We start from the raw sequence: 26,064 nt of genomic DNA, 5'->3' as shown, positions 1-26,064 counted from the left end.
GCCCTAGCCGTTGGCGGGCCCGCCGAGCTGGATACCTGCCATGCGGGTCCACTCGTACGGGCCGGTACGGACCTTCGCGGCGAACTCGCCGTCGAAGGACTCGTGCACGGTGATCCCGGCCTTCTCGACGGCCTTCAGCGCCACGTCGTGCGAGGGGGCCACCAGATCGCCCCAGTCGCCGTCCCGCGCCACGAGCACGATGCGGGTGCCCGCCCGGCCCAGATACGCGAGCTGTCCCTCTGCGGCGCCGCCGTGCCGTCGCGCGAACGCGCCGATCTGCTCGGCCAGTCGGGCCGCGCGCCGCTCGTCCCGTACGGCCTGCCGGCTCGCACGCGCGCCGTCGCCGGTCTGCTCGTCAACCTCGGTCTCTGCCATGGGCGACATGCTACCGACGGGTAGTCGATCTATCGAAGGAAGGGGTCCACCGCGACGGCCACGAAGAGCAGCGAGACATAGGTGATCGACCAGTGGAACAGCCGCATCTCCTTGAGCTTGCCGCCCGTCGCACCGGACTTGGCGCGCGACTGGAGCCCGTGCGCCTCCCAGAGCCACCAGCCACCGGCCACCAGGGCCACCGACGTGTAGAACCAACCGGTGTAGCCGAGCGGCGTCAGCAGCAGCGACACCGCCACCATCACCCAGCTGTAGAGCACGATCTGGCGGGCCACGGTCTGGTTCGACGCGACGACGGGGAGCATGGGCACGCCCACCCGCGCGTAGTCCTCGCGCACCTTCATCGACAGCGGCCAGTAGTGCGGCGGCGTCCAGAAGAACATGACGAGGAAGAGGATGACGGCGGCCCAGGACAGCGAGTTGGTGACGGCCGACCAGCCGATGAAGACCGGCATGCAGCCGGCGATGCCGCCCCAGACGATGTTCTGCGAGGTGCGCCGCTTGAGGATCATCGTGTAGACGATGACGTAGAAGAGGAGCGCGCCGAGTGCGAGCGCCGCCGACAGCCAGTTGACCAGCAGACCGAACCAGAGCGTCGAGATCACGGCCAGCGCGAGGCCGAAGACGAGGCCCTCGCGGGGCGACACCATGCCGGTGACCAGCGGGCGCTGCGACGTCCGGTCCATCAGCGCGTCGATGTCGCGGTCGATGTACATGTTCAGCGCGTTGGCGCCGCCGGCCGACAGATAGCCGCCGACGCAGGTGACGAGTACCAGCCACATGTCCGGTACGCCCTGCTCGGCCAGGAACATCACCGGCACGGTGGTGATGAGCAGCAACTCGATGATCCGTGGCTTGGTCAGCGCCACGAACGCCTTGACGCGGGCCCCGAACGGCCGATGGCCCCCCGGGCTCGGAGTCAGGACGACCCCTGCGGGTCGGGACTCGACGGCCGTCACGCACACCCCAGACAGAGAAATCCCAGCAAGCTCCGGGCGTGAAGGCCCGATAAAGACTTGCGCGTACCACGTCACTCTAGACGTTGCCCATACGTCGTTCTTCGCGGGGGTGGGCTCGTGTTGACGCCTGGCCGGAGCCCCGCGCGCACGGTCGGGCCGCGGTCGGGCCGTGGCCGAACTCCCCCGTGCGGTCACCCCCGGGAGGTACGCCGGACACCCGCGCGGCACCCGCCGGGCACCCTGACGGTGTCTCTTCTTTACTGACGTGGACGGGAATGGTCGCGCGCCGCCACGAGGGTAGGCTCGGCAGCGAACCGGTGCGCCCTCAGACACCGGGATTCGACATGTGGAGAGGAGCCCTGACTCAGGGTGAGCACCAAGCCGACCACCACAGATCTCGAAGAGTGGACCGACCTGGACCGCAAGGCGGTCGATACCGTCCGCGTCCTGGCCATGGATGCCGTACAGAAGGTCGGCAACGGCCATCCCGGTACGGCGATGAGCCTGGCGCCCGCCGCCTATGTGCTCTTCCAGAAGCTGATGCGGCACGACCCGGCCGACGCGCAGTGGACCGGACGCGACCGGTTCGTTCTCTCCGCGGGCCATTCGTCGCTGACTCTCTACATCCAGCTGTATCTCGCGGGCTACGGCCTGGAGCTGGACGACCTGAAGGCGTTCCGTACCTGGGGGTCGAAGACCCCGGGGCACCCGGAGTACGGCCACACGGTCGGCGTCGAGACCACCACCGGGCCGCTCGGCCAGGGTGTCGCCAACGGTGTGGGCATGGCGATGGCCTCCCGTTACGAGCGCGGCATGTACGACCCGGACGCGGCCCCGGGCACCTCTCCCTTCGACCACACCATCTGGGTGATCGCGGGTGACGGCTGTCTCCAGGAGGGTGTCTCCGGTGAGGCGTCGTCGCTGGCCGGCCACCAGAAGCTGGGCAACCTCGTCCTGCTGTGGGACGACAACCACATCTCCATCGAGGGTGACACCGAGACGGCCGTCTCCGAGGACACCCTCAAGCGGTACGAGGCGTACGGCTGGCACGTCCAGCGCGTCGAGCAGCTGCCGAGCGGCGACCTCGACCCGGCGGGTCTGGCGCGTGCGCTGAAGGCCGCGCGGGAGGAGACCGAGCGCCCCTCGTTCATCGCGGCGCGCTCGATCATCGCCTGGCCCGCCCCGCACGCGCAGAACACCGAGGCCGCGCACGGCTCGGCGCTGGGCGACGAGGAGGTCGCCGCGACGAAGCGTGTGCTGGGCTTCGACCCCGAGCGGACCTTCGAGGTCGGCGACGAGGTCCTGGCGCACACGCGTCTGGCGCTCGACCGGGGCCGGGAGACGCGCGCCGAGTGGGAGAAGACGTTCGCCGCGTGGCGTACGGCCAACCCCGAGCGTGCCGCGACGTTCGACCGCGTCCGCGCGGGCGAGCTGCCCCAGGGCTGGGAGAAGAAGCTCCCCGTCTTCGAGACCGGCAAGGGTGTCGCCACCCGCGCCGCGTCCGGCAAGGTGCTCCAGGCGCTCGGTGCGGTCATTCCCGAACTGTGGGGCGGCTCCGCCGACCTCGCCGGGTCCAACAACACCACGATCGACAAGACGTCGTCGTTCCTCCCGGCGGGCAACCCGCTGCCGGAGGCCGACCCGTACGGCCGCACGGTGCACTACGGCATCCGTGAGCACGCCATGGGTTCGACCATGAACGGCATCGCGCTGCACGGCAACACCCGTATCTACGGCGGCACTTTCCTGGTGTTCTCCGACTACATGCGTCCGGCCGTCCGGCTCGCGGCGCTGATGCAGGTGCCCGTCACCTACGTCTGGACGCACGACTCGGTCGGTCTCGGCGAGGACGGTCCGACGCACCAGCCGGTCGAGCACCTGTCCGTCCTGCGCGCCATCCCCGGTCTCAACATCGTGCGTCCCGCCGACGCCAACGAGACGGCGATCGCCTGGCGCGAGATCCTCAAGCGGCACGCCAAGGGCGCGCCGCACGGGCTGGCGCTGACGCGTCAGGGTGTGCCGACGTACGAGGCCAACGAGGGCGCGGCCAAGGGTGGTTACGTGCTGTTCGAGGCCGAGGGCGGTGAGCCCCAGGTGGTGCTGATCGGTACGGGCTCCGAGGTGCAGCTGGCCGTCGAGGCGCGCGAGCGGCTTCAGGCCGAGGGCATCGCGACCCGCGTGGTGTCGATGCCGTCGGTCGAGTGGTTCGAGGAGCAGGACCAGGCGTACCGGGACAGCGTCCTGCCGCCCTCCGTGAAGGCGCGGGTGGCGGTCGAGGCCGGGATCGGGCTCACCTGGCACCGTTTCGTGGGCGAGGCCGGCCGCATCGTCTCGCTGGAGCACTTCGGCGCTTCGGCCGACGGCAAGGTCCTCTTCCAGGAGTTCGGATTCACCGCGGACGCCGTCGCGTCCGCCGCTCGGGAATCTCTCGCCTCCGTGACGCGCTGAAGTTGGTATACGACAAGTAGGAGATGCAATTCTCATGACAGACGCACTCAAGCGCCTCTCCGACGAAGGCGTCGCGATCTGGCTCGACGACCTGTCGCGCAAGCGCATCACATCCGGCAACCTCGCCGAACTGATGGACCAGCAGCACGTCGTGGGGGTGACGACCAACCCCTCGATCTTCCAGAAGGCGATCTCCGAGGGCGACGGTTACGAGACCCAGCTGACCGACCTCGCGACCCGCCGCGTGACCGTCGAGGAAGCCGTCCGCATGATCACGACGGCGGACGTCCGTGACGCCGCCGACATTCTGCGGCCGGTCTTCGACGAGACGCAGGGCCAGGACGGCCGCGTCTCCATCGAGGTCGACCCCCGGCTGGCCCACGACACACGGGCGACCATCGCCGAGGCCAAGCAGCTCGCCTGGCTGGTGGACCGCCCGAACACCCTCATCAAGATCCCGGCCACGAAGGCGGGGCTCCCGGCGATCACCGAGACGATCGCCCGGGGCATCAGTGTCAACGTGACGCTGATCTTCTCGCTGGAGCGCTACCGCGAGGTCATGGACGCGTACATCTCCGGTCTGGAGAAGGCGAAGGACGCGGGCCTGGACCTCTCGAAGATCTACTCGGTGGCGTCCTTCTTCGTGTCCCGTGTGGACACCGAGATCGACAAGCGGCTCGACGCGCTGGGCACCGACGAGGCGAAGGCCGCGCGCGGCAAGGCGGCCGTCGCCAACGCCCGGCTGGCCTACGAGGCGTACGAGGACGTTTTCGGCGCCGACCGCTGGGCGGCGCTGGACCGTGTCCAGGCCAACAAGCAGCGTCCCCTGTGGGCCTCGACGGGCGTCAAGGACCCCGCGTACCGGGACACGATGTACGTCGACGACCTGGTCGCCCCGCACACGGTGAACACCATGCCGGAGGCCACTTTGGACGCGGTCGCCGAGCACGGAGCGGTCACCGGTGACACCGTGAGGGGTACGTACGACCAGGCGCGCGCGGATCTCGAAGCCATCGAGAAGCTGGGCATCTCCTACGACGACGTCGTCCAGGTGCTGGAGGACGAGGGCGTGGAGAAGTTCGAGAAGGCCTGGACCGACCTGCTCAAGTCGACCGAGGCGGAACTCAAGCGCCTCGCCCCTTCGGAGGACTGAACCCTTGACCGCAACCCACGGAGCGAATCCGCTTCGTGACGCCGCGGACCGACGGCTCCCGCGTATCGCGGGGCCGTCGGGCCTGGTCATCTTTGGCGTCACGGGCGATTTGTCCCGTAAGAAATTGATGCCGGCCGTCTATGACCTCGCCAACCGCGGCCTGCTGCCTCCGGGCTTCTCGCTCGTCGGCTACGCCCGCCGCGAGTGGCAGGACGAGGATTTCGCGCAGGAGGTCCACGACGCCGTCAAGGCGCACGCCCGTACGCCGTTCCGGGAGGAGGTCTGGCAGCAGCTCATCCAGGGGATGCGCTTCGTCCAGGGCGACTTCGACGACGACCAGGCCTTCGAGAACCTGAAGTCCACGATCGAGGATCTCGACAAGGTGCAGGGCACGGGCGGCAACTTCGCCTTCTACCTCTCCGTACCGCCGAAGTTCTTCCCGAAGGTCGTCAAGCAGCTCAAGAAGCACGGGCTGGCCGACCAGAAGGAGGGCTCCTGGCGGCGCGCCGTCATCGAGAAGCCGTTCGGCCACGACCTGGTCTCCGCGCAGGAGCTCAACAAGGTCGTGCACGAGGTCTTCCCGTCCAACGAGGTCTTCCGGATCGACCACTACCTGGGCAAGGAGACCGTCCAGAACATTCTGGCGCTGCGCTTCGCGAACACCCTCTTCGAGCCGATCTGGAACCGGTCGTACGTCGACCATGTGCAGATCACCATGGCCGAGGACATCGGCATCGGCGGCCGGGCCGGCTACTACGACGGCATCGGCGCCGCGCGTGACGTCATCCAGAACCACCTCCTCCAGCTCCTGGCGCTCACCGCCATGGAGGAGCCCGCCTCCTTCGACGCGGACGCGCTGGCCGCCGAGAAGACCAAGGTCCTCGGCGCCGTGAGGCTGCCGCACGACCTCGGCAAGGACACGGTGCGCGGGCAGTACGCCGCGGGCTGGCAGGGCGGCGAGAAGGCCGTCGGCTATCTCCAGGAAGACGGCATCGATCCCAAGTCGAAGACCGACACCTACGCCGCGGTGAAGGTGGAGATCGACAACCGCCGCTGGGCGGGCGTCCCGTTCTACCTCCGTACCGGCAAGCGGCTCGGCCGCCGGGTCACCGAGATCGCGGTCGTCTTCCAGCGGGCCCCGCACTCCCCCTTCGACCACACGGCCACCGAGGAGCTGGGGCAGAACGCCCTGGTCATCCGGGTCCAGCCGGACGAGGGCGTGACCATGCGGTTCGGTTCGAAGGTGCCCGGCACGGCGATGGAGGTGCGGGACGTCTCGATGGACTTCGCCTACGGCGAGTCGTTCACCGAGTCCAGCCCCGAGGCGTACGAGCGGCTGCTGCTCGACGTGCTGCTCGGCGACTCCAACCTCTTCCCCCGTACGGAGGAGGTCGAGCTGTCCTGGAAGATCCTCGACCCGATCGAGCAGCACTGGGACAAGCACGGCAAGCCCGCGCAGTACGAGTCCGGGACCTGGGGTCCGGTCGAGGCGGACGAAATGCTCGCACGACACGGACGGAGCTGGCGTCGGCCATGAAGATCGACCTTACGGACACCACGTCCAGCAAGATCAACAAGGCGCTGGTCGAGGGGCGCCGGGCGATTGGCACCCCGGCCGTCGGCATGGTCCTCACCCTGGTCCTCGTCACCGACGAGGAGAACGCCTACGACGCGCTCAAGGCCGCCAACGAGGCGTCCCGCGAGCACCCGTCGCGCAAGCTGGTCGTCGTCAAGCGGTTCTCCCGCTCGGCGCGCGACCGCTCCAAGGCGCGCCTCGACGCCGAGGTGCGGGTGGGGGTCGAGGCCGGCACCGGCGAGACGGTCGTGCTGCGGCTGTACGGCGAGATCATCGAGCACGCCCAGTCGGTCGTCCTGCCGCTGCTGCTGCCGGACGCGCCCGTCGTGGTGTGGTGGGCGGCCAACGCGCCCGACAACCCCACGAAGGACCCGCTGGGCACACTCGCCCAGCGCCGGGTGACGGACACCTACGCCGCCGAGAACCCGATCGAGGAGCTCAAGGCCCGCGCCGCCGTCTACACCCCCGGCGACACGGACCTGGCGTGGAGCCGGATCACCCCGTGGCGTTCGATGCTGGCCGCCGCGCTGGACCAGGTCGACTGCAAGGTCACCTCGGTCCGGGTGGAGGGCGAGGAGCTCAACGCGAGCTGCGAGCTGCTCGGCATGTGGCTCGCCGAGCGGCTGCACGTCCCGGTCACCCGCTCGGTCTCGGCGGGCCCCGGCCTCACGTCCGTCCGGATGGAGACCGACTGCGGGCCGATCGAGCTGCGCCGTACGGACGGCTCCCTGGCGACGCTGGCGATCGAGGGCCAGCCGGACCGCGCGGTGGCGCTCAACCGGCGGGAGACCTCGGAGCTGATCGCCGAGGAGCTGCGCAGGCTGGACCCGGACGACACGTACGCGGCGGCGCTGCGGTTCGGCGTGGACCGGCTGGAGTCGGCGAAGTCCGGCGACGCGAAGTCCGGCGACGGCGCTCCCGCGGCGAAGAAGGCGGCGACTCCGGCGCGTGCGACAGCCGCCAAGAAGGCGGCGTCGAAGTGAGCGTCCCGCAACTCGTCGTCCATCGCGACAAGGAGCTGATGGCGCGGGCCACGGCGGCCCGGCTGATCACGAGGATCGTGGACGCCCAGGCCGCGCGGGGTTCCGCGTCGATCGTCCTGACGGGCGGGCGCAACGGCAACGGCCTGCTGGCCGCGCTGTCCGAGGCGCCCGCCCGCGACGCGGTCGACTGGACCCGGCTCGACCTCTGGTGGGGCGACGAACGCTTCCTGCCGGAGGGCGACCCGGAGCGCAACATCACCCAGGCGCGGTCCGCGCTGCTGGACTCGGTGCCGCTGGACCCCTCACGGGTGCACGCGATGCCGGCCTCCGACGGCGCGTACGGCTCCGACATCGAGGCGGCGGCAGCGGCGTACGCGACCGAGCTTGCCGCGGCGGCGCGGCCGGAGGACCACGCCCGGGTGCCGTCCTTCGACGTCCTGATGCTCGGCGTCGGTCCGGACACGCACGTGGCCTCGCTCTTCCCGGAGCTGCCGGGCGTCCGGGAGACCGAACGCACGGTGATCGCGGTCCACGGCGCCCCGAAGCCGCCACCGCTGCGCGTCTCCCTGACCCTGCCGGCGATCCGGGCGGCGCACGAGGTGTGGCTGCTGGCGGCGGGCGAGGACAAGGCGGAGGCGGCGGAGATCGCGCTCTCGGGCGCGGGCGAGATCCAGGCTCCGGCGGCGGGGGCGTACGGCCGTGCGCGAACGCTCTGGCTCCTGGACGAGCCGGCGGCGTCGAAGCTGCCGCGAGCGCTGTATCCGGCGGCGTCGGCCTGACACCTCGATCGCCATCGCCGGAGGGGCTACTTCGTAGCCCCTCCGGTGTTTGAGGAGCGGGGTCCGGGGCGGAGCCCCCGGTTTCGGGAACGGCCGGGCGGGGGAACAGGTCCGCCGCAGGCGCCACCCGCGCCCGCTACGTCTCCAGGAACGGCTCCAGCAACCCCGGCACCGCCTCCGCCGCGAACGCCAACCCCTCGCCCACCGCCGCGTCGTGGACGGCGTACGCCCCTTCCCCCGCCGCCGTCGTCGCCATCAGCGTCACCAGCCCCGCCCGCCGCTGAAAGTACGACTGCTTGACCGTCCACCCGACGACCCCGCCCCGCTGCAGCGCGACCGTCGACCGGCGCACCGTCCCCGACCGCGCCACCAGATACGCCCCGCTGAGTCCGTGCCCGAGATTGCGGTACGCGTCGAGCGCCAGCAGCACCGCCACCGGCAGCAGCACCACCGCGCACCCCGCGGCGACGGACAGCAGTACGTCACTCACGAGCAGGCCGAGGATCACCAGCACCAGCACGGGCGCCAGCGCGGAGCCCACCGCCCGGCGCAGCCGCCGCCCGCGCGCGGCGACCGGATGCGGGACGAGGCCCGCCGCGCTCGTCGGGGACACCGTCTCGCGCAGGACCCGCGCCGCCACCTCGTCCGCCGCCGCCCTCGGCGCGACAGGCAGCAGCGTCTTGAGGTCGGTGTGCTTGTCCTCGTCGTCCTGGGTGAGGCCGGTGGCGACGGCGTCGACCCGCGCGGCGCCGAACAGCCGTACGCCCAGCGGCTCGACCAGTTCGACGCCCCGCAGTCTGCGCTCCTCGATCGAGACGGACCGTGAGGTGAGAAGCCCGCGCCGCACCCGCAGGGTGCCGCCGGGCTCGCGTTCCAGCCGGTAGTGCCACCACATCTCGACCCAGAGGCCGAGCGAGCCGACCGCGCCCGAGAGGAGCGCCGCGGCGACGAGAACCACGACGATCATGAGGACCGAGGTGTCCCGGAACCGGTCGCCGATCCAGTCGATCACCTCGTGCTGGACCCCGAACCACTCGCTGACCTGCATCACACCGCCCGCCGCCGCCCCGCCCAGCAGGGGCGCGACGAAGGAGACGGGCGCGTACCCGATCCAGCGGGGGTCGAGGACGGCCAGCATGCCGTCCGGGTGCGACCCGGAGGCGGACGGGGTGCGGTCGAGGAGTTCCGTACGGAGGCGTTCCCCCTCGGCCCGGGTGACCGGGTCGAGTTCCAGGGTGGATTCGCCGCCGGTGTGCTCACCCGTACCGATGCGGACCTTCACCAGGCCGAGTATCCGCAGCAGCGGATTGGCCGTGAGGTCGACGCTCCTGATCCGTTCGCGGCCCAGTGAGCGGCGTTTGACCAGCAACAGCCCGGTGTGGAGTTCGGCCCGGTCGGGGCCGATGCGATAGCGGGTGCGGCGCCAGCGGACGTAGTCGCCGCCGGTGCCGCAGATGATCAGCAGCAGGGCCGCCGGCAGCACCCAGGCGAGCGCGCGCCACACCCCCATGCCGCCGGACAGACCGATGGTGGTGGGCACTCCGGCGCCCGTCGCGACGCCGGTCATGACGGCGGTGGTGACCAGCAGGGTGCGCTTGTCGAGCCTGCGCCACTCCTCCCCGGGCGCGGGCACGGCGAGCGTGCTCACGTCGCGTCCCCCGGGGTCGCCCCGGTTATGTGTGTCAGCCGCTCGGCCAGTTCGGCGGCCACTTCATGGCCGAGCCCCTCGATCCGTACCGCTCCCTTGGAGGAGGCGGTGGTGACGATGACGGTGGAGAGCTTGAACAGCTGCTCCAGTGGGCCCCGTACGGTGTCCACGGTCTGGATCCGGGACATCGGCGCGATCCGCCACTCCTGCCGGAAGTAGCCGGTACGGACGTAGACCGCCTCGTCCGTCACCTCCCAGCGGTGCACCCGGAACCACCACGTCGGCATGGCCAGCGCGCAGGCCAGGCCGAGCACCGCCACGACGGCGGCGGGGACCAGCAGCCAGGCGCGGGCCGGGGCTATGAGCCCGCCGAGCACCGAGAGGACGGCCACCGGCACGAGGGTGAGCAGCAGCCACTGTGCTCGCCACCAGGTGACCGCCCTCTCGTTGAGCGTGTTGCGGGGCGGCCTGAGCCGCCGCTCCCCCTCGGTCATCGGCTCAACGCCCCCGCAGTGCCCGGTACTTCGCGACCAGTTCCGCCGTCGAGGCGTCCAGCGGCTTGCCGGCCGAGCTGTCGCGCCCGCCGTCGATCTGGGTGAGGATCGGCTCGATCTCCTTGGCGAGGACCTTGCCGAGTTCGACGCCCCACTGGTCGAACGAGTCGATGTTCCACACCGCGCCCTGGACGAAGACCTTGTGCTCGTACAGCGCGATCAACTGGCCGAGCACGGAGGGGGTCAGGGACTCGGCGAGGATCGTGGTGGTCGGGTGATTTCCCCGGAACGTCTTGTGCGGCACCAGTTCGGCGGGGGCGCCCTCGGCCCGGACCTCGGCGGGCGTCTTGCCGAAGGCCAGTGCCTGGGTCTGGGCGAAGAAGTTGGCCATCAGCAGGTCGTGCTGGGCGATCAGCCGGTGCGGCAGGTCGTCGACCGGCTGGGCGAAGCCGATGAAGTCGGCGGGGATGACCTTCGTACCCTGGTGGATCAACTGGTAGTACGCGTGCTGTCCGTTGGTGCCGGGGGTGCCCCAGACGACCGGTCCGGTCTGCCACTCGACCGGCTCGCCGTCGCGGTCCACGGACTTGCCGTTGGACTCCATGTCGAGCTGCTGGAGATACGCGGTGAACCGGGACAGGTAGTGGCTGTACGGCAGGACGGCATGCGACTGGGCGTCGAAGAACGCCCCGTACCAGACCCCCAACAGGCCGAGCAGCAACGGCACGTTGGACTCGGCGGGCGCGGTGCGGAAGTGCTCGTCGACGAGGTGGAAGCCGTCGAGCATCTCGCGGAAGCGGTCGGGGCCGATCGCGATCATCAAGGAGAGACCGATGGCGGAGTCGAACGAGTACCGGCCGCCGACCCAGTCCCAGAACTCGAACATGTTCGTGGTGTCGATGCCGAACTCGGCGACCTTCTCACCGTTCGTGGACAGCGCCACGAAGTGCTTGGCCACGGCCTCCTGACCGACTGCGAGCTCGGTCAGGAGCCAGTTGCGGGCCGAGGTGGCGTTGGTGATGGTCTCGATGGTGGTGAACGTCTTGGACGCGATGATGAACAGCGTCTCGGCGGCGTCCAGATCGCGCACGGCCTCGTGGAGGTCGGCGCCGTCGACGTTCGACACGAAACGGACCGTCAGGTCGCGGTGGGTGAAGGACTTCAGCGCCTCGTAGGCCATCGCGGGGCCGAGGTCGGAGCCGCCGATACCGATGTTGACGATGTTGCGGATGGGCCGGCCCGTGTGACCGAGCCATTCGCCCGCCCTGACCTTCTCGGAGAAGGCGGCCATCTTGTCGAGGACGGCGTGCACGCCCGGCACGACGTTCTCGCCGTCGACTTCGATCACCGCGTCGCGCGGGGCGCGCAGCGCGGTGTGCAGCACCGCCCGGTCCTCGGTGGTGTTGATCTTCTCGCCGCGGAACATCGCGTCGCGCAGCTCGGCGACGCCGGTGGCCGCCGCCAGGTCACGCAGCAGCGTGAGCGTCTCGTCCGTCACCAGCTGCTTCGAGTAGTCCAGGTAGAGGTCACCGACCTGGAGGGTGTAGCCGGTGCCGCGCGCCGGGTCGTCGGCGAACAGCTCCCGCAGAGTCGTCTCCCCCAGCTGCTCACGGTGTTTGCCCAGCGCGCTCCACTGGGGCATCCGGTTGAGCCTGGCGCGGCCTTCTGCCTTTTTGTCGGACATCTTGCTTCAGCCCACTTCTTCTCGTACGTGCGTGCCTGCGTGAGTGCGGTGCCCAGCTGCCCTCCCAACCTAATTGATCAGGGCGCCGAGCGAGGCGACAGCGAGCGTGAACGCACCGGCCGCCAGCAGCGCGGGCGTGTTAAGTCCCCAGGCGCTCGCGACCACACCGCCGAGCAGCGCGCCGAACGGTGCCCCGCAGATGGAGAGCGTACGGACGGCGGAGCTGATCCGGCCCAGCATCCCGTCGGGGCTCCGCTCCTGGACCAGCGTCGCCTGATTCACGTTCCACACCATGCTCATGACCCCGAACACCGCCATGGCCGTGATGGCCACCCAGAGTTCACGGACGGTCCCGAGCGCGACGAGCGCGCAGGTCTGGACGATCCCGGCGACGAGGATGCTCCGTATCCGCCCGATCCGGAACGCGAGCCGGGGTGCCACGAGCCCGCCGGCGACCATGGCGACGCTGTACGCGGTGAGGGCCGCCGCGTACCCGCTGTTGCCCGCGTCCAGCCAGCCGGTGATGTGCAGGACCAGGGTGGCGATCAGGGCGCCCATGCCGATGTTCGTCAGTGCGGTCGCCACGGACAGGCCGCGCAGCGCGCTGTCCCCCCACAGCGCGCGCATTCCTTCCGCCATCTCGGTGCGCAGGGTGCTGCCCGCGGCCTTCGGGGGTTTCGCCGGCGCGTCGGTCCGCAGGGAGGCGATGAGCAGCGCGCCGACGGCATAGGTGGCGGCGTTGACGGCGAACGGCGCGGAGGCGCCGAGGATCAGCAGCGCGGGCACCAGTGGCGTGGCCAGGAAGCCGCTCGCGACCTGCTGACCGGTCATGAGGCGGGCGTTGGCGCCCGCCAGCGTGTCCCGGGGGACCACGGCGGGCAGCAGGGCCGTGGCGGCGTTGTCGAAGAGCGTCTGGAAGGTGGTCAGCAGGAAGGCGAGGACGAGCAGCAGCGCGATGGTGCCGTGGCCAAGGACGACCGCCAACGCGAAGCCCGCCATCAGGACGCCGCGCAGCAGGTCGACGGCCCACATCGCGCGGCGCTGGTCCACCCGGTCGGCGACGGCGCCGCCGAGGAGTCCGAACAGCAGCCAGGGCAGATAGCCGCAGGCGGTCACGGAGGCGATGAGCAGCGGGTCGTCGGTCAACGAGGCGGCGAGCAGCGGGAGCGCCGCGTTGCGCAGCGAGTCACCGAACCGGGAGACGACGGCGGCGCCCCACAGTCGGCCGAATCCCCCGCGCCACGCGGGAGCCGGCGCTTTCCGGGTCGGCACCGTCGTCGCGGTCGCGGTCGCGGTCGCGGTCGCAGCCGTTTCCGTCGCCGTCTCGACCGCCGCCGTCTCAGCTGCCGTTCTTCCGGCCACCGGTCCGCTCGCCGTCGCCTCGTCCGTCGTCACAACTCTCCCTTTCGGTCTTCCTGTTCGGACCGTAAGGGGTGCCACTGACAATCGGCCGTCCGCGAAAGCGGCTCCGGCCGGACACCTTTGGGTGTCCGGCCGGATCAATGTCTAGATCTCGCCACGCAGTTTGGCGAGGGCTTCGGCGAGAATCGCCTCGCCGTCCGCGTCGCTGCGCCGTTCCCGTACATAGGCGAGGTGTGTCTTGTACGGCTCGGTGCGCGGTGGGTCCGGCGGGTTCTCCCGGTCCTGGCCGGCCGGGAATCCGCAGCGTGGGCAGTCCCACGTGTCCGGAACCTGTGCGTCACTGGCGAAGCTCGGCTGCGTGTCGTGCCCGTTGGAGCACCAGAAGGAGATGCGCAGACGTGGCGCGGACTCGCCGCGCTCGGCCTCACCCATCGGCCCCGCTCCGACCCGGCTTCCCCGGATCGCGTTGCCACTTGCCACGGTCGTAACTCCCTGCGTGAATGGTGCCGCAAGCATCAAGCGTCGAGAGGCAGCTCCGCTGTCGAGCGCCCCAGTCTACGTATGGCCCAACGCGCGTCCAGTGAGCGGAGTTACACCCCCACCGCCGGGACGCAGGGCCTCATGATAGGCCGTGCCCCCGGCGACGTACCGTACGACTGGTCAGTTGTCCAGCTTCATCAGCAGACCAAGCACGACAATGCAGGCAAACCATGACATACCAACGACCACAGTGATGCGGTCGAGGTTACGCTCGGCGACCGAGGAACCGCCGACGGACGACTGCATGCCGCCACCGAACATGTCGGAGAGGCCGCCGCCCTTCCCCTTGTGCATCAGCACCAGCAGCATCAGCAGCAGGCTGAAGACGATCAGGGCAATCGAGAACCCCATAATCACAGCTGGACCCTACTTTCCGGAATTCTCTCGAATTTAATCGGGATTGAACGGGACTGAACAGGACCGCAATGGACAACGGGGGCCGGCGGCATGTGTGAGATGCCGACTCGGCCCCCGTCAGGGTACGACGGATCCGCGCCCTCGCATACTTACTGGTCGCGGAACCTGACGATCTTGACGAACTCCTCGGCGTCCAGCGCCGCGCCGCCGACAAGGGCGCCGTCCACATCCGGCTGCGCCATGATCGCGGCGACATTCCCGGACTTCACCGAGCCGCCGTACTGAATACGCACCTGGTCGGCCAGCTCCTGCGAGTACAGCTCCGCGAGCCGGGCGCGGATCGCTCCGCACACCTCCTGCGCGTCCTCGGGGGTGGCGACCTCGCCGGTGCCGATGGCCCACACCGGCTCGTACGCGATCACGACGGACTCGGCCTGGTCGGCCGGAATGTCCTTGAGACCGCCGTCGAGCTGCGCGAGCGTGTACGGGACCTGCTCGCCGGCCTTGCGGACGTCCAGGCCCTCACCGATGCACAGGATCGGGGTCAGCCCGTGCTTGTACGCGGCCCGCACCTTCGCGTTGCAGACCTCGTCGGTCTCGGCGTGGTACTGGCGGCGCTCGCTGTGGCCGACGGCCACGTACGCGCACTTCAGCTTCGCCAGCATCAGCCCGGAGACCTCGCCGGTGTACGCGCCGGAGTCGTGCGAGGAGATGTCCTGGGCGCCGTACTTGATCTTGAGCTTGTCGCCGTCGACCAGCGTCTGTACGGACCGCAGATCGGTGAACGGCACCAGGACGGCCGTCTCGACCGCGTCGTGGTCCTTCTCGGTCAGGGCGAAGGCGAGCTTCTGGACGTGCGCGATGGCCTCGAGGTGGTTGAGGTTCATCTTCCAGTTCCCCGCCATCAGCGGGGTACGGGCGGTCTTCTCGGTCGGGGTTGCAGCTGCCATCAGTAGGTCAGTCCTCCAGTGCGGCGAGGCCGGGAAGCGTCTTGCCCTCAAGATATTCGAGGCTGGCGCCGCCACCGGTCGAAATGTGGCCGAATGCGTTTTCGTCGAAGCCGAGGATCCGTACGGCGGCGGCGGAGTCGCCACCGCCGACGACCGTGAAGGCGTCGGAGTCGATCAGGGCCTGGGCGACTGCCCGGGTGCCCTCGGCGTAGTCGGGGTGCTCGAAGACACCCATGGGGCCGTTCCAGAAGACGGTCGCCGCGTCGGCGAGCTTCGACGCGTACAGCTCGTTGGTCTCCGGACCGTTGTCCAGACCCATCGTGTCGGCCGGGATGGCGTCGATGGCGACGGTGGCCGGGTCGGCCGGTGCCTTCGTCTTCAGGTCCGGGAACGAGGTCGCGACCAGGACGTCGACCGGCAGGACGAACTCCACGCCCCGCTCGTCGGCGCGCTTCAGATACTCCTGGACGGCCGGGATCTGGTCCTCCTGGAGCAGCGAGGTGCCGACCTCGTGGCCCTGGGCCTTGAGGAAGGTGTACGCCATGCCGCCGCCGATCAGGATGCGGTCGGCCTTCTCCAGCAGATGGTCGATGACGCCGAGCTTGTCGGAGACCTTGGCGCCGCCGAGGACGACCGCGTACGGGCGCGCGACGTCATCGGTGAGCTTCTTGAGCACGCCGACCTCGGTGGCGATCAGACCGCCCGCCGCGTGCGGCAGCCGGGCCGGCAGGTCGACGACCGAGGCGTGCTCGCGGTGGACGGCGCCGAAGCCGTCGCCCACGTAGAGGTCGGCGAGCTCGGCGAGCCGGTCGGCGAAGGCGCCGCGCTCGGCGCCGTCCTTCGACGTCTCACCGGCGTTGAAGCGGAGGTTCTCGATGACGGCGACCTGTCCGTCTTCGAGGGCGGCGACGACGGCCTTGGCGGAGTCGCCGACGGTGTCGGTCGCGAACGCGACGTCGGCGCCCAGGAGTTCACCCAGACGAGCGGCGGCGGGGGCCAGCGAGAAGGCGGGGTCCGGCGCGCCCTTCGGGCGGCCGAGGTGGGACGCCACGATGACCCGGGCACCGGCCTCGGCGAGCCTGGCGACGGTCGGCCGCACGGCGCGGATCCGGCCGTCGTCGGTGATGGTGGTGCCGTCGAGCGGCACGTTGAGGTCGGCCCGGACGAAGACGCGCTTGCCGGCGACCCCTTCGTCGAGAAGTTCGTCGATCGTCTTCATGTATCAGTGACTCCTTGAGAGCGGCTCCACGTCCCGCGACGTAGCGAGCACACAGAAGAGCGAGCACACACAGCACACAGACGACAGGGCCCGGTCAGCGCCACGTCGCGCCGCACGAGCCCTGTCGTTCACATCGGGAGTTGCCTAGCCGACCGGTGTCAGAGCTGACCGCCGACGAAGGTGGTCAGGTCGACCAGCCGGTTGGAGTAGCCCCACTCATTGTCGTACCAGCCGATGATCTTCACGCTCTTGCCCTGGACCAGGGTCAGGGAGGCGTCGAAGGTGCAGGACGCCGGCCAGTTCACGATGTCCGAGGAGACGATCGGGTCCTCGGTGTAGTCCAGGAGGCCCTTGAGCTGGCCCTCGGCGGCCTTCTGGAACGCGGCGTTGACCTCGTCCTTGGTCACCTCGCGCTCCAGCTCGACGACCAGGTCGGTGACGGAGCCCGTCGGGACCGGGACGCGCATCGCGATGCCGTCGAGCTTGCCTTCGAGCTCCGGGATCACCAGGGCGGTCGCCTTGGCGGCACCCGTGGTGGTCGGAATGATGTTCTCGGCGGCGGCACGGGCGCGGCGCAGGTCCTTGTGCGGGAAGTCCAGGATGCGCTGGTCGTTGGTGTACGCGTGGACCGTCGTCATCAGGCCCTTGACGATGCCGAAGTTCTCCAGGAGAACCTTGGCCATCGGCGCCACACAGTTGGTGGTGCAGGAGGCGTTGGAGATGACGTGGTGGCTGGCCGCGTCGTACTTGTCGTGGTTGACGCCCATCACGATGGTGATGTCCTCGTCCTTGGCCGGAGCCGAGATGAGGACCTTCTTGGCGCCGCCCGCGATGTGCTTCTCGGCGTCGGCCTTCTTGGTGAAGATGCCGGTCGACTCGATGACGATGTCGACGCCCAGCTCACCCCAGGGGATGTCGGCCGGGTTGCGCTCGGAGAGCACCTTGAACGTCTTGCCGTCGACCGTGATCGTGTCGGCGGTGTGGCTCACCTCTGCCTTGAGGCGACCCATGATGGTGTCGTACTTCAGCAGATGAGCGGTGGTCGCGGTGTCACCCAGGTCGTTGACAGCCACGATCTCGATGTCGGCACCCTGCTCCAGCAGCGCGCGGAAGTAGCTGCGACCGATGCGGCCAAAGCCGTTGATGCCTACGCGGATCGTCACGAACCGATCTCCTCGTTGGTACGCCGGGTTTCGACGCCGGCGAGTGCGTATGGGATGTCCCCGACCAGTTATGACCCTACCTCCCCCCAGGCGCCCCGGTGACATCGAGTGGGCCTCTACGGACCGGCGGCGCCCCGAACCGCCCGGTAGCGGTACGGGGCGCCGCCGCGGAGGCCACGCCGCGCCGGTGGCGCCCGCGGCGGTCAGCTCCGCAGGGCCCGCAGCGCCTTCCCGAGCAGCGCCGCGCGCCGCTCCGCGTCCGTGACCTGCTCCAGCCCGAAGCCGAGCAGGACGGTGTCCTTCGTGGTGACCGCCCCCGCGCCGGTGCCGATGTCGTACGTCCCCGCCGCCGCGCTGGTGAACCGCGGGAAGAGGTCGGGGGCGAGGACGGAGGAGGTGACGGTGTACGTACCGGCCTGGTCCAGCGGGTTGCCCGGCACGGCGCCGAGCGGTCCCGACGTCCCGAGCAGCGCGCCGGCCCCGGTGAAGGCGGTGGCGCCCGCCGTGGAGGTCCGACCGTAGGCGCCGAGGTAGTACTGGCTGAAGTCGTTCGTCCGCGTGCGGCCGACCTGCGCGTTCCCGCCGGCCTGCTCGCCCGCCTCGATCAGCTTGCCGCCCTCGTTGAGGAAGTCGCGAACGGCGATCTGCGTATCACCGTCCGGAGCGACGGCTCCGGTGTGGTGGACGACGGTGGAGAAGTGGCTCAGGACGCCCAGGGGGTGCGGCGCTCCCTGGGTGGCGACGTCCCAGACGACGGCGGTACGGCCGTTGGCCCGCAGCGCGTCGACGTATGTCCGCGCGTACTGCGCGGGCGCGCCCTCGTCGGCGATCACGAGAGTGTCGGCCCCGGGGCGCTCGGCGACGGTGTAGGTGAAGCGGTCGCCGGTGGTGCGCTTGCCGCTCTTGGTACGGCCGGTGAACCAGACCTCGACGCGGTCGCCCGGGTCGGCGTCCTCGATCTCGGCGCGGTACTCGTCGAAGTGGAGGTTGTCCTCGCCGCCGTAGGTCTCGCCGCCCTTCCAGGCCCGGAGGTTCTCGTCGTGCGTCCGGCCGTCGTTGATCCGGTAGTTCAGCTCCTTGTCCCGTACCGACTTGCGGGCGGTGACGGCGACTTCCTGGTCGGCGCCGCGCGCGTAGGAGGTGGTGAAGGTGTCGGGGGTGAAGTCGGGGGCGCTCATGCCGACCGGGGAGGACGGCCGGTCCGGGTGGGCGGCGGTCTCGGCGACGGAGAGCGCGAAGGGGATGTTCTTGGCGAACTCCGCCTGGATCAGCTTCTCGTCGTCGGGGAAATTGAAGCCGGAGCGGCAGTCGTCCGCTTCCCAGGCGTCGTCGGGGACGCTGTCGGAGACCGTCTCGCAGGTGGTCATCTCCGGGGTGAACATCATGATCCCGTTGACGTTCGCGCCGTGGCCGTCGGCCTCGCCGTTGGTCGTGTACAGCTCGGAGGAGACCTGGGGGTAGTAGCCGGGGACGGCCGGGTTCTCCGGGGTGCCGGCGAGCGACCGGTAGAGGATGTCGTCGGGGGTCGGGGTGGCGACCTGCCAGCCCACGCCGTAGAGGAGCAGCTCGGCGGCGGAGTGGTAGTTGATGGCGTAGTCGAAGCCGATGCGCTTCTGGAGGCCGTCGATCGCCTGGGTCTCGGGCTCGGAACCGGGTGCGGCGCCCCGATAGGTCTCACTGGTGGAGTTGGGAGACGAACCCTCGTTGTCGTAGCCCCACTTGTAGCTGAAGTTACGGTTCAGGTCGATGCCGTCGCCGCGGCTGATGACGCCGTCGCCGTTGACGTCACGGAGATTCTTGCGCCAGAGGCGGTTGGCGTCGGCGGCGTGGGTGAAGTCGTAGCCGTCGGGGTTGGCGGACAGGACGAACCACAGCTCCGTGGAGTCGACGATCTTCGTGATCCTCGGGTCCTTGCCGTAGTTGTCCAGATAGTGGTGCAGCAGCCGCCGTGTCATCTCGGGAGTGATCCACTCCCGGGCGTGCTGGTTGGACATGTAGAGCACGGAGGGCTTGGCGCCGTCCTTGGCCTTGGCCGCTCCCTTGGTGAGCTTGAGGGCGAGGATGTCCTTGCCCTGGACGGTCTTGCCGATGGAGACGACCTTGGTGAGTCCGGGGTGGGCCGCGCCGGCCTCGGTTATCTCCTCCTGGAGACCGCCCGGACCGCTGTACGGGCGGTAGACACCGTCCCCGGCCGCCCTCAGCCGGGATTCCGCTTGGGCGGAGATCTCGCGCTCGGTGACCTCGACGCCCTGGGTCTCCAGGTCGCGCGCCTGGTCGTCGGTGAGGAACAGCTGGACCTTCGCCGCGCCGCCCCGGGGCACCGATTCGCCCAGCTCGTGGGCGTCCTGACCGGCCGCCAGGAGCAGTGGCACCTGCTCGGCGGTGACCTCGGCGTCGAAGACCTTCAGGGTGTCCCCGGCCGTGGCCGGGGACGTGTCGGTGGCGGTCTCGGCCCGGGCGCCGGGTGCCGCCGTGATTCCGCTCAGCAACAGTGCGCCCGCCGCGAGGATCGCTCTCGCTCCGCGTCTCATGTGCCCCCCTTGCTGTGGTCCGCCACAGGCGTGACGGGACGCCGTCAGGCTTACCAACCCGCATGGCCATGTCAAGAGCGCCTCAAGGTCACACAAAATGCCGCTGTCGGCCCCCCAACGGGGGACCGGCGGCGGCACGTTGACGTATCGCGGTGCGGGCGTTGCGCGGTGCGGGGTTGCGCGCGCCTCGCTCGCGGGGCCCTCCGTACGGCGTCGCCTCCTCCGTAGGAAGGCGCGCTCCTCGGCCGGGCGTGTTCTCAGCCGACGAGGCCGTCCGCCATCTCCTCCGACAGCGTCGACTCGGTCCCCGGAATACCCAGGTCCTGCGCCTTCTTGTCCGCCATGGCCAGCAGCCTGCGGATCCGGCCCGCCACCGCGTCCTTGGTGAGCGCCGGATCGGCGAGCGCGCCCAGCTCCTCCAGCGACGCCTGCTTGTGCTCCATCCGCAGACGGCCGGCGGCGGCGAGATGCTCGGGCACCTCCTCGCCCAGGATCTCCAGCGCCCGCTGCACCCGGGCCCCGGCCGCCACGGCCGCGCGGGCCGAGCGGCGCAGATTCGCGTCGTCGAAGTTGGCGAGGCGGTTGGCCGTCGCGCGGACCTCACGGCGCATCCGCCGCTCCTCCCACGCCAGCACCGACTCGTGCGCCCCGAGCCGCGTCAGCAGCGCGCCGATCGCGTCCCCGTCCCGTACGACGACCCGGTCCACGCCACGCACCTCGCGCGCCTTGGACGGGATCTGGAGCCGGCGGGCCGCGCCGACGAGCGCGAGGGCCGCCTCGGGCCCCGGGCAGGTCACCTCCAACGAGGAGGAGCGCCCCGGCTCGGTGAGCGAGCCGTGGGCGAGGAACGCGCCCCGCCAGGCCGCCTCGGCGTCGCAGGTCGCGCCGGAGACCACCTGGGGAGGCAGTCCCCGGATCGGCCGGCCACGGCCGTCGACCAGGCCCGTCTGACGGGCCAACTGGTCACCGCCGGTAATCACCCGTACGACGTAGCGGCTGCCGCGGCGGAGTCCGCCGGGAGCCATCACCACGAGCTCCGAGTTGTGCCCGAAGATCTCCAGGATGTCCTTGCGGAGCCGGCGCGCGGCGATGCTGGTGTCCAGCTCCGCCTCGATCACAATGCGTCCGCTCACGAGGTGGAGACCACCCGCGAACCGGAGAATCGCCGAGACTTCGGCCTTCCTGCAGCACGTACGGGTGACGGGAAGCCGGGCGATCTCGTCCTTCACCGCTGCCGTCATCGCCATGGGCCGATCCTTCCATGCATCCGAAAAATACGGTCGTACGCGGCGGCCAACAGTTCCGGGTCGTGCTTCGGAAGTCCATCGGGTCGGGCCACGGGAGCCAGCTCGACCGCGGCACCGAGCCGCATCGCGGCATCGGAGAGTGATTCGCTGTCGGGCACGGCGGCCTCGTCGGCCAGCACCACGTCCAGGGCGAGTTTAGGGGCGTGTCGTCCCAAAACCTCCAAATGACGCTGCGGTGAGAAGCCATCGGTTTCACCGGGTTGTGGCGCGAGGTTCAGCGAGAGGACCCGGCGGGCCTTCGTCTCGACCAGTGCGTCGAGCAGCTCGGGCACGAGCAGATGGGGGATCACGGAGGAGAACCAGGAGCCGGGACCCAGCACCACCCAGTCGGCGTCGAGGACCGCGGCGACGGCTTCGGGGACCGCCGGCGGGTCGTTCGGCACGAGATGCACGGACTGCACCTCGCCGCGGGTCAGGGCGACCGTGGCCTGCCCCCGTACGGTGTCGATGTCGTCCGGGCGGTCGGGGTCGTGGCCCCGTACGAGCGCCTGGAGCTCCAGCGGCACCGCGGACATCGGCAGCACCCGGCCATGGGCGCCGAGGAGCTTGCCGACCAGGTCCAGGGCCAGGACATGGTCACCGAGCTGTTCCCACAGGGCGACGATCAGCAGATTGCCGACCGCGTGCTCGTGCAGATCGCCCTTGGACTGGAAGCGGTGCTGGATGACGCGGGCCCAGGTCTGGCCCCAGTCGTCGTCGCCGCACAGCGCCGCCAGCGCCTTGCGCAGATCACCGGGCGGCAGCACGCCCAGCTCCTCGCGGAGCCGGCCGCTGGAGCCGCCGTCGTCGGCGACCGTGACGACCGCCGTGAGGTCGCCGGTGATCCGGCGCAGCGCCGTCAGGGAGGCGGACAGCCCCATGCCGCCGCCGAGTGCGACGACCTTGGGCTGGGCGCCGCGGCCGCGGCCGGCCAGCGCGGGCGTGGCCCTGCGCAGCCGCCGCAGCCGGAAGTTGCGTCCGGTCACTCGCGCCCCATGTCCCGGTGGACGACCACGGTCTCGATCCCCTCGGCGGCGAGCCGGGCGCCCAGCTTCTCCGACATGGCGACGGAGCGGTGCTTGCCGCCGGTGCAGCCGACGGCGACGGTCACATAGCGCTTGCCCTCACGGCGGTAGCCGGTGGCGATCAGCTCCAGCAGCTCCGTGTAGCGGTCCAGGAACTCCTTGGCGCCCGGCTGGTTGAACACATAGCCGGACACCTCCTCGTTGAGGCCGGTGAAGGGGCGCAGCTCGGGGACCCAGTGCGGGTTCGGCAGGAAGCGGCAGTCGACCACGAGGTCGGCGTCGACCGGCAGCCCGTACTTGTAGCCGAACGACATGACCGTGGCGCGCAGCTCCGGCTCCTCGTCGCCGGCGAACTGGGCGTCCATCTTGGCGCGCAGCTCGTGGACGTTGAGGCTGGAGGTGTCGATCACCAGGTCGGCGTCGCCGCGCAGCTCGCGCAGCAGGTCGCGCTCGGCCTCGATGCCGTCGACGATCCGGCCGTCGCCCTGGAGGGGGTGCGGACGGCGTACGGACTCGAAGCGGCGGACCAGGGCCTCGTCGGAGGACTCCAGGAACACGATCCGCCGGGTGACCTGCTTGGCGTCGAGGTCGGCCAGCGACTCGCGGAGGTTGTCGAAGAAGCGGCGTCCCCGGACGTCGACGACGACGGCGATCCGGGCCACGTTGCCCTGCGAGCGGGCGCCGAGCTCCACCATCGTGGGGATCAGCGCGGGCGGCAGGTTGTCCACGACGAACCAGCCGAGGTCCTCCAGGCACTTCGCGGCCGTACTGCGGCCCGCGCCCGACATGCCGGAGATGATCACCAGCTCGGGGATGGCGGGCTCGGGGGCCGTCCCGTCGGGCACGGCCGCTCCGGCCTCCCCGTCGGTCCCTCCGGCGGGCTCCCCGGTGTTCTCCCGCGTGGTCTCCCCGCCCGCTGCCGCGGCCGCCCCCTCCGCGGTCTCCTTGGACTCACCCGTACTCACGTCTGCCACTCCGTCCCGGTCTTGCTCAGTCATGCGTGCTGCCCCCGTCGTCTTCCATGATCTCTCCTGTCGCCGTGTTCACAGCGGGCGCGGCGGGTGCCGCCTGGGCGAGGGCCACGGCCACGGACTCGGCCGTCTTGCGGCCGAGACCGGGCACCTCACAGATCTGCTCGATTGTGGCCTGCCGGAGCTTCTTCACCGAGCCGAAATGCTTGATGAGTGCCTGCTTCCGGGTCTCGCCGAGGCCGGGGACGTCGTCCAGAGGGCTGGTCCGGATGCGTTTGGCCCGTTTGGCCCGCTGATAGGTGATGGCGAAGCGGTGGGCCTCGTCACGTACGCGCTGGAGAAGGTACAGACCTTCGCTGGAGCGGGGGAGCACCACGGGATCGTCGTCGTCGGGCACCCAGACCTCTTCCAGGCGCTTGGCGAGGCCGCAGACGGCGATGTCGTCGATGCCCAGCTCGTCCATGGCCCGCTTGGCAGCGGCCACCTGGGGCTGTCCGCCGTCGACGACGACCAGCTGGGGCGGGTAGGCGAAGCGCTTGGGCCTGCCGTCGTCCTCCTTGAGGGAGGACGGACCGGAGTGGCCGTTGTGCCCGTTCTCACCGGGGGCCGCCGGGCTCTGGGCGGTCGCGTCCTGCCCGTTCTCGTCCGGGACGGTGGATCCCTCGTCCTCCTCCGTCCACTCCCCCGTGCGCTCCTTCTCCGCGAGGTAGCGCTTGAAGCGCCGGCCGATCACCTCGTGCATGGAACGGACGTCGTCCTGGCCCTCGAAGCCCTTGATCTGGAAACGGCGGTACTCGCTCTTGCGGGCGAGGCCGTCCTCGAAGACGACCATCGAGGCGACGACGTCGTCTCCCTGGAGGTGCGAGATGTCGAAGCACTCGATCCGCAGCGGCACACTGTCCAGGCCGAGCGCCCGCGCGATCTCCTCCAGTGCGCGGGAGCGCGTCGTGAGGTCGCTCGCGCGCTTCGTCTTGTGCAGGACGAGGGACTGCTGGGCGTTGCGCCCCACCGTCACCATCAGGTCCTTCTTGTCACCGCGCTGCGGGATGCGCAGCGAGACCTGCGAGCCCCTGCGGTCGCTCAGCCACTGGGAGAGCGCCTCGGTCGCCACCTGGTCCTCGGGCAGGGCGGGCACAAGGACCTCCTTGGGAACCGAGTCGCCGCTCTCCTCCCCGTACAGCTGCTGAAGCGCGTGTTCGACGAGGCCCGCCGTGTCGACCGCCTCGACCTTGTCGGTGACCCAGCCGCGCTGACCGCGGACACGTCCGCCACGGACGTGGAAGATCTGTACGGCCGCCTCCAGCTCGTCCTCGGCGACGGCGATCAGGTCGGCGTCGGTGGCGTCGGCGAGGACGACGGCGCTCTTCTCCATCGCCCGGCGCAGCGCCCCTATGTCGTCACGCAGCCGACCCGCCCGCTCGTACTCCATGTCCTCGGCGGCGATCGTCATCCGCTGCTCCAGCCGGCGGATGTACGCGCCGGTGCGACCGGCCATGAAGTCGCAGAACTCCTCGGCCAGTTGGCGGTGCTCATCGGGTGTGACGCGGCCGACGCAGGGCGCCGAGCACTTGCCGATGTAGCCGAGGAGGCAGGGGCGTCCGGTGCGCTCGGCGTTCTTGAACACCCCGGCGGAGCAGGTGCGTACGGGAAAGACACGGAGCATCAGGTCGACGGTCTCGCGGATGGCCCACGCGTGGCCGTACGGACCGAAGTAGCGCACGCCCTTCCTCTTGGCGCCCCGCAAGACCTGCACGCGCGGGAATTCCTCGTTCAGCGTGACCGCGAGATACGGATAGCTCTTGTCGTCGCGGTACTTGACGTTGAAACGGGGGTCGTACTCCTTGATCCACGAGTACTCCAGCTGGAGCGCCTCGACCTCGGTGGAGACGACGGTCCACTCGACGGAGGCGGCCGTGGTGACCATGGTGCGGGTGCGCGGGTGGAGATTCGCCAGGTCCTGGAAGTAGCTGGAGAGCCGGGGGCGCAGGCTCTTGGCCTTCCCGACGTAGATCACCCGGCGGTGATCGTCGCGGAATTTGTAGACCCCCGGGGAGTCGGGGATCTGTCCCGGCTTGGGGCGGTAGCTGGAGGGGTCGGCCATGTCCTCCACCCTACTTGCGGGCACCGACAGTGGGGCCGCGCCAGGTGGGCTCAGGCGCCGGGGCCCGCGACGAGCCGGCCGTCCTTCGCGCTGATCGGCACCTCGGGCAGCGGCACCGTCGCCGGGCCCTTCGTCGCCTTGCCCGTGGTGACGTCGAACCGGCTGCCGTGGCAGGGGCAGTTGCCCTCGGTGCCCTCCACCTTGTCCAGCACACAGCCCGCGTGGGTGCACTGCGCGCTGAAGGCCTTGTACTGCCCCTCGGCGGGGCAGCTCACCACCAGACGCTCCTCGCGGTAGAGCTTCGCGCCGCCGACGGGCACCGCGTCGGCCGCGCCGAGGTCGACGGGGGCGGTCGGGGTCGGCGTCTCGGCGTGACCCAGCTTCGACTCGGTGGAGCAGGCGGCCACGCCGACACCGGCCGCACCGGCGAGCGCGACACCCT

Annotated in this window: 21 protein-coding genes and 1 pseudogene; 5 read left to right on the top strand and 17 right to left on the bottom strand. The window is 70.2% G+C overall.

The window, feature by feature from the left end; genetic code table 11:
- Window positions 1-3: 3 nt before the first annotated feature.
- Together P3L51_RS22410 and P3L51_RS22405 are read right to left on the bottom strand one after the other, a co-directional pair.
- The gene (locus tag P3L51_RS22410) at window positions 4-375 is read right to left on the bottom strand and encodes a hypothetical protein (RefSeq protein WP_354607066.1); all 372 of its coding nucleotides are present in this window, start codon (window positions 373-375) and stop codon (window positions 4-6) included.
- 29 nt (window positions 376-404) lie between these two features.
- On the bottom strand, window positions 405-1,352 hold the full coding sequence (locus P3L51_RS22405; protein WP_354607065.1) for a heme o synthase: 948 nt from the start codon (window positions 1,350-1,352) through the stop codon (window positions 405-407).
- Between the two features lie 369 nt (window positions 1,353-1,721).
- Here P3L51_RS22405 and tkt point away from each other — a divergent pair, with 369 nt between their 5' ends.
- Genes tkt through pgl form a run of 5 tightly spaced genes read left to right on the top strand, consistent with a single transcriptional unit; the run spans window position 1,722 to window position 8,291 of the window.
- The gene (tkt, locus tag P3L51_RS22400; protein ID WP_354607064.1) at window positions 1,722-3,800 is read left to right on the top strand and encodes a transketolase; all 2,079 of its coding nucleotides are present in this window, start codon (window positions 1,722-1,724) and stop codon (window positions 3,798-3,800) included.
- A gap of 34 nt (window positions 3,801-3,834) precedes the next feature.
- Entirely contained in the window at window positions 3,835-4,953 is a 1,119-nt protein-coding gene (gene tal, locus P3L51_RS22395; protein ID WP_354607063.1) for a transaldolase, read from the top strand.
- Window positions 4,954-4,957: 4 nt separating this feature from the next.
- A complete protein-coding gene (zwf, locus tag P3L51_RS22390) occupies window positions 4,958-6,490 on the top strand; it encodes a glucose-6-phosphate dehydrogenase (RefSeq protein ID WP_354607062.1) in 1,533 nt (510 codons plus the stop codon).
- Entirely contained in the window at window positions 6,487-7,512 is a 1,026-nt protein-coding gene (gene opcA / locus P3L51_RS22385) for a glucose-6-phosphate dehydrogenase assembly protein OpcA (protein WP_354607061.1), read from the top strand. The genes zwf and opcA overlap by 4 nt, the downstream gene beginning before the upstream one ends.
- The gene (gene pgl / locus P3L51_RS22380) at window positions 7,509-8,291 is read left to right on the top strand and encodes a 6-phosphogluconolactonase (RefSeq protein WP_354607060.1); all 783 of its coding nucleotides are present in this window, start codon (window positions 7,509-7,511) and stop codon (window positions 8,289-8,291) included. The genes opcA and pgl overlap by 4 nt, the downstream gene beginning before the upstream one ends.
- Window positions 8,292-8,427: 136 nt before the next feature.
- On the opposite strand, the gene P3L51_RS22375 is transcribed toward pgl, so the two are convergent.
- The 15 genes and pseudogenes from P3L51_RS22375 to P3L51_RS22305 form a co-directional block, all read right to left on the bottom strand.
- Window positions 8,428-9,939: a PH domain-containing protein gene (locus P3L51_RS22375; protein WP_354607059.1), complete on the bottom strand. Its 1,512-nt coding sequence runs from the start codon at window positions 9,937-9,939 to the stop codon at window positions 8,428-8,430.
- Window positions 9,936-10,433: a PH domain-containing protein gene (locus P3L51_RS22370; protein ID WP_354607058.1), complete on the bottom strand. Its 498-nt coding sequence runs from the start codon at window positions 10,431-10,433 to the stop codon at window positions 9,936-9,938. Before P3L51_RS22370 ends, P3L51_RS22375 begins: the two co-directional genes overlap by 4 nt.
- Window positions 10,434-10,437: 4 nt before the next feature.
- A complete protein-coding gene (gene pgi / locus P3L51_RS22365) occupies window positions 10,438-12,117 on the bottom strand; it encodes a glucose-6-phosphate isomerase (RefSeq protein ID WP_354607057.1) in 1,680 nt (559 codons plus the stop codon).
- Between the two features lie 69 nt (window positions 12,118-12,186).
- Window positions 12,187-13,389, bottom strand: a complete 1,203-nt coding sequence (locus P3L51_RS22360) for an MFS transporter (protein ID WP_354607068.1) — start codon at window positions 13,387-13,389, stop codon at window positions 12,187-12,189.
- A gap of 234 nt (window positions 13,390-13,623) precedes the next feature.
- Window positions 13,624-13,959 (bottom strand): RNA polymerase-binding protein RbpA, encoded by a 336-nt coding sequence (locus P3L51_RS22355; protein ID WP_354607056.1) that lies wholly within the window; start codon window positions 13,957-13,959, stop codon window positions 13,624-13,626.
- Window positions 13,960-14,139: 180 nt separating this feature from the next.
- Window positions 14,140-14,376 (bottom strand): preprotein translocase subunit SecG, encoded by a 237-nt coding sequence (gene secG, locus P3L51_RS22350; protein WP_354607055.1) that lies wholly within the window; start codon window positions 14,374-14,376, stop codon window positions 14,140-14,142.
- 149 nt (window positions 14,377-14,525) lie between these two features.
- Window positions 14,526-15,326, bottom strand: coding sequence for a triose-phosphate isomerase (gene tpiA, locus P3L51_RS22345; RefSeq protein WP_354607054.1), 801 nt, complete (start codon window positions 15,324-15,326; stop codon window positions 14,526-14,528).
- A 7-nt stretch (window positions 15,327-15,333) separates the two neighbouring features.
- Window positions 15,334-16,545, bottom strand: a complete 1,212-nt coding sequence (locus tag P3L51_RS22340) for a phosphoglycerate kinase (protein WP_354607053.1) — start codon at window positions 16,543-16,545, stop codon at window positions 15,334-15,336.
- Between the two features lie 158 nt (window positions 16,546-16,703).
- Window positions 16,704-17,708, bottom strand: coding sequence for a type I glyceraldehyde-3-phosphate dehydrogenase (gene gap / locus P3L51_RS22335; protein WP_354607052.1), 1,005 nt, complete (start codon window positions 17,706-17,708; stop codon window positions 16,704-16,706).
- A gap of 335 nt (window positions 17,709-18,043) precedes the next feature.
- Window positions 18,044-20,239 (bottom strand): annotated as a pseudogene (locus tag P3L51_RS22330) (M14 family metallopeptidase); the annotation flags it as partial.
- 257 nt (window positions 20,240-20,496) lie between these two features.
- Window positions 20,497-21,486 carry a DNA-binding protein WhiA gene (whiA, locus tag P3L51_RS22325; RefSeq protein WP_023542507.1) on the bottom strand — a complete coding sequence of 330 codons (990 nt, stop codon included), beginning with the start codon at window positions 21,484-21,486 and terminating at the stop codon, window positions 20,497-20,499.
- Window positions 21,477-22,511 carry a gluconeogenesis factor YvcK family protein gene (locus P3L51_RS22320; RefSeq protein ID WP_354607051.1) on the bottom strand — a complete coding sequence of 345 codons (1,035 nt, stop codon included), beginning with the start codon at window positions 22,509-22,511 and terminating at the stop codon, window positions 21,477-21,479. Before P3L51_RS22320 ends, whiA begins: the two co-directional genes overlap by 10 nt.
- Window positions 22,508-23,548: an RNase adapter RapZ gene (gene rapZ / locus P3L51_RS22315; protein ID WP_435594502.1), complete on the bottom strand. Its 1,041-nt coding sequence runs from the start codon at window positions 23,546-23,548 to the stop codon at window positions 22,508-22,510. The genes P3L51_RS22320 and rapZ overlap by 4 nt, the downstream gene beginning before the upstream one ends.
- Window positions 23,541-25,622 (bottom strand): excinuclease ABC subunit UvrC, encoded by a 2,082-nt coding sequence (gene uvrC, locus P3L51_RS22310; protein WP_354607050.1) that lies wholly within the window; start codon window positions 25,620-25,622, stop codon window positions 23,541-23,543. The genes rapZ and uvrC overlap by 8 nt, the downstream gene beginning before the upstream one ends.
- 50 nt (window positions 25,623-25,672) lie before the next feature.
- A partial coding sequence (locus P3L51_RS22305) for a Rieske (2Fe-2S) protein (RefSeq protein ID WP_354607049.1) occupies window positions 25,673-26,064 on the bottom strand: 392 nt, incomplete at its 5' end.

This window comes from Streptomyces panacea, assembly GCF_040560175.1.
Classification (GTDB): Bacteria; Actinomycetota; Actinomycetes; order Streptomycetales; family Streptomycetaceae; genus Streptomyces; species Streptomyces panacea.
Note: the sequence above shows the minus strand (reverse complement) of the source record. Positions and strands in the feature narration are given on the sequence as shown.

Excerpts from the sequence above, each read along its gene's own strand:
- P3L51_RS22410 (WP_354607066.1), bottom strand. The coding sequence starts at position 375 with ATGGCAGAGACCGAGGTTGACGAGCAGACCGGCGACGGCGCGCGTGCG.
- uvrC (WP_354607050.1), bottom strand. The coding sequence starts at position 25,622 with ATGGCCGACCCCTCCAGCTACCGCCCCAAGCCGGGACAGATCCCCGAC.
- pgi (WP_354607057.1), bottom strand. The coding sequence starts at position 12,117 with ATGTCCGACAAAAAGGCAGAAGGCCGCGCCAGGCTCAACCGGATGCCC.
- whiA (WP_023542507.1), bottom strand. The coding sequence starts at position 21,486 with ATGGCGATGACGGCAGCGGTGAAGGACGAGATCGCCCGGCTTCCCGTC.
- P3L51_RS22370 (WP_354607058.1), bottom strand. The coding sequence starts at position 10,433 with ATGACCGAGGGGGAGCGGCGGCTCAGGCCGCCCCGCAACACGCTCAAC.
- P3L51_RS22340 (WP_354607053.1), bottom strand. The coding sequence starts at position 16,545 with ATGAAGACGATCGACGAACTTCTCGACGAAGGGGTCGCCGGCAAGCGC.
- rapZ (WP_435594502.1), bottom strand. The coding sequence starts at position 23,548 with ATGACTGAGCAAGACCGGGACGGAGTGGCAGACGTGAGTACGGGTGAG.
- tal (WP_354607063.1), top strand. The coding sequence starts at position 3,835 with ATGACAGACGCACTCAAGCGCCTCTCCGACGAAGGCGTCGCGATCTGG.
- tpiA (WP_354607054.1), bottom strand. The coding sequence starts at position 15,326 with ATGGCAGCTGCAACCCCGACCGAGAAGACCGCCCGTACCCCGCTGATG.
- opcA (WP_354607061.1), top strand. The coding sequence starts at position 6,487 with ATGAAGATCGACCTTACGGACACCACGTCCAGCAAGATCAACAAGGCG.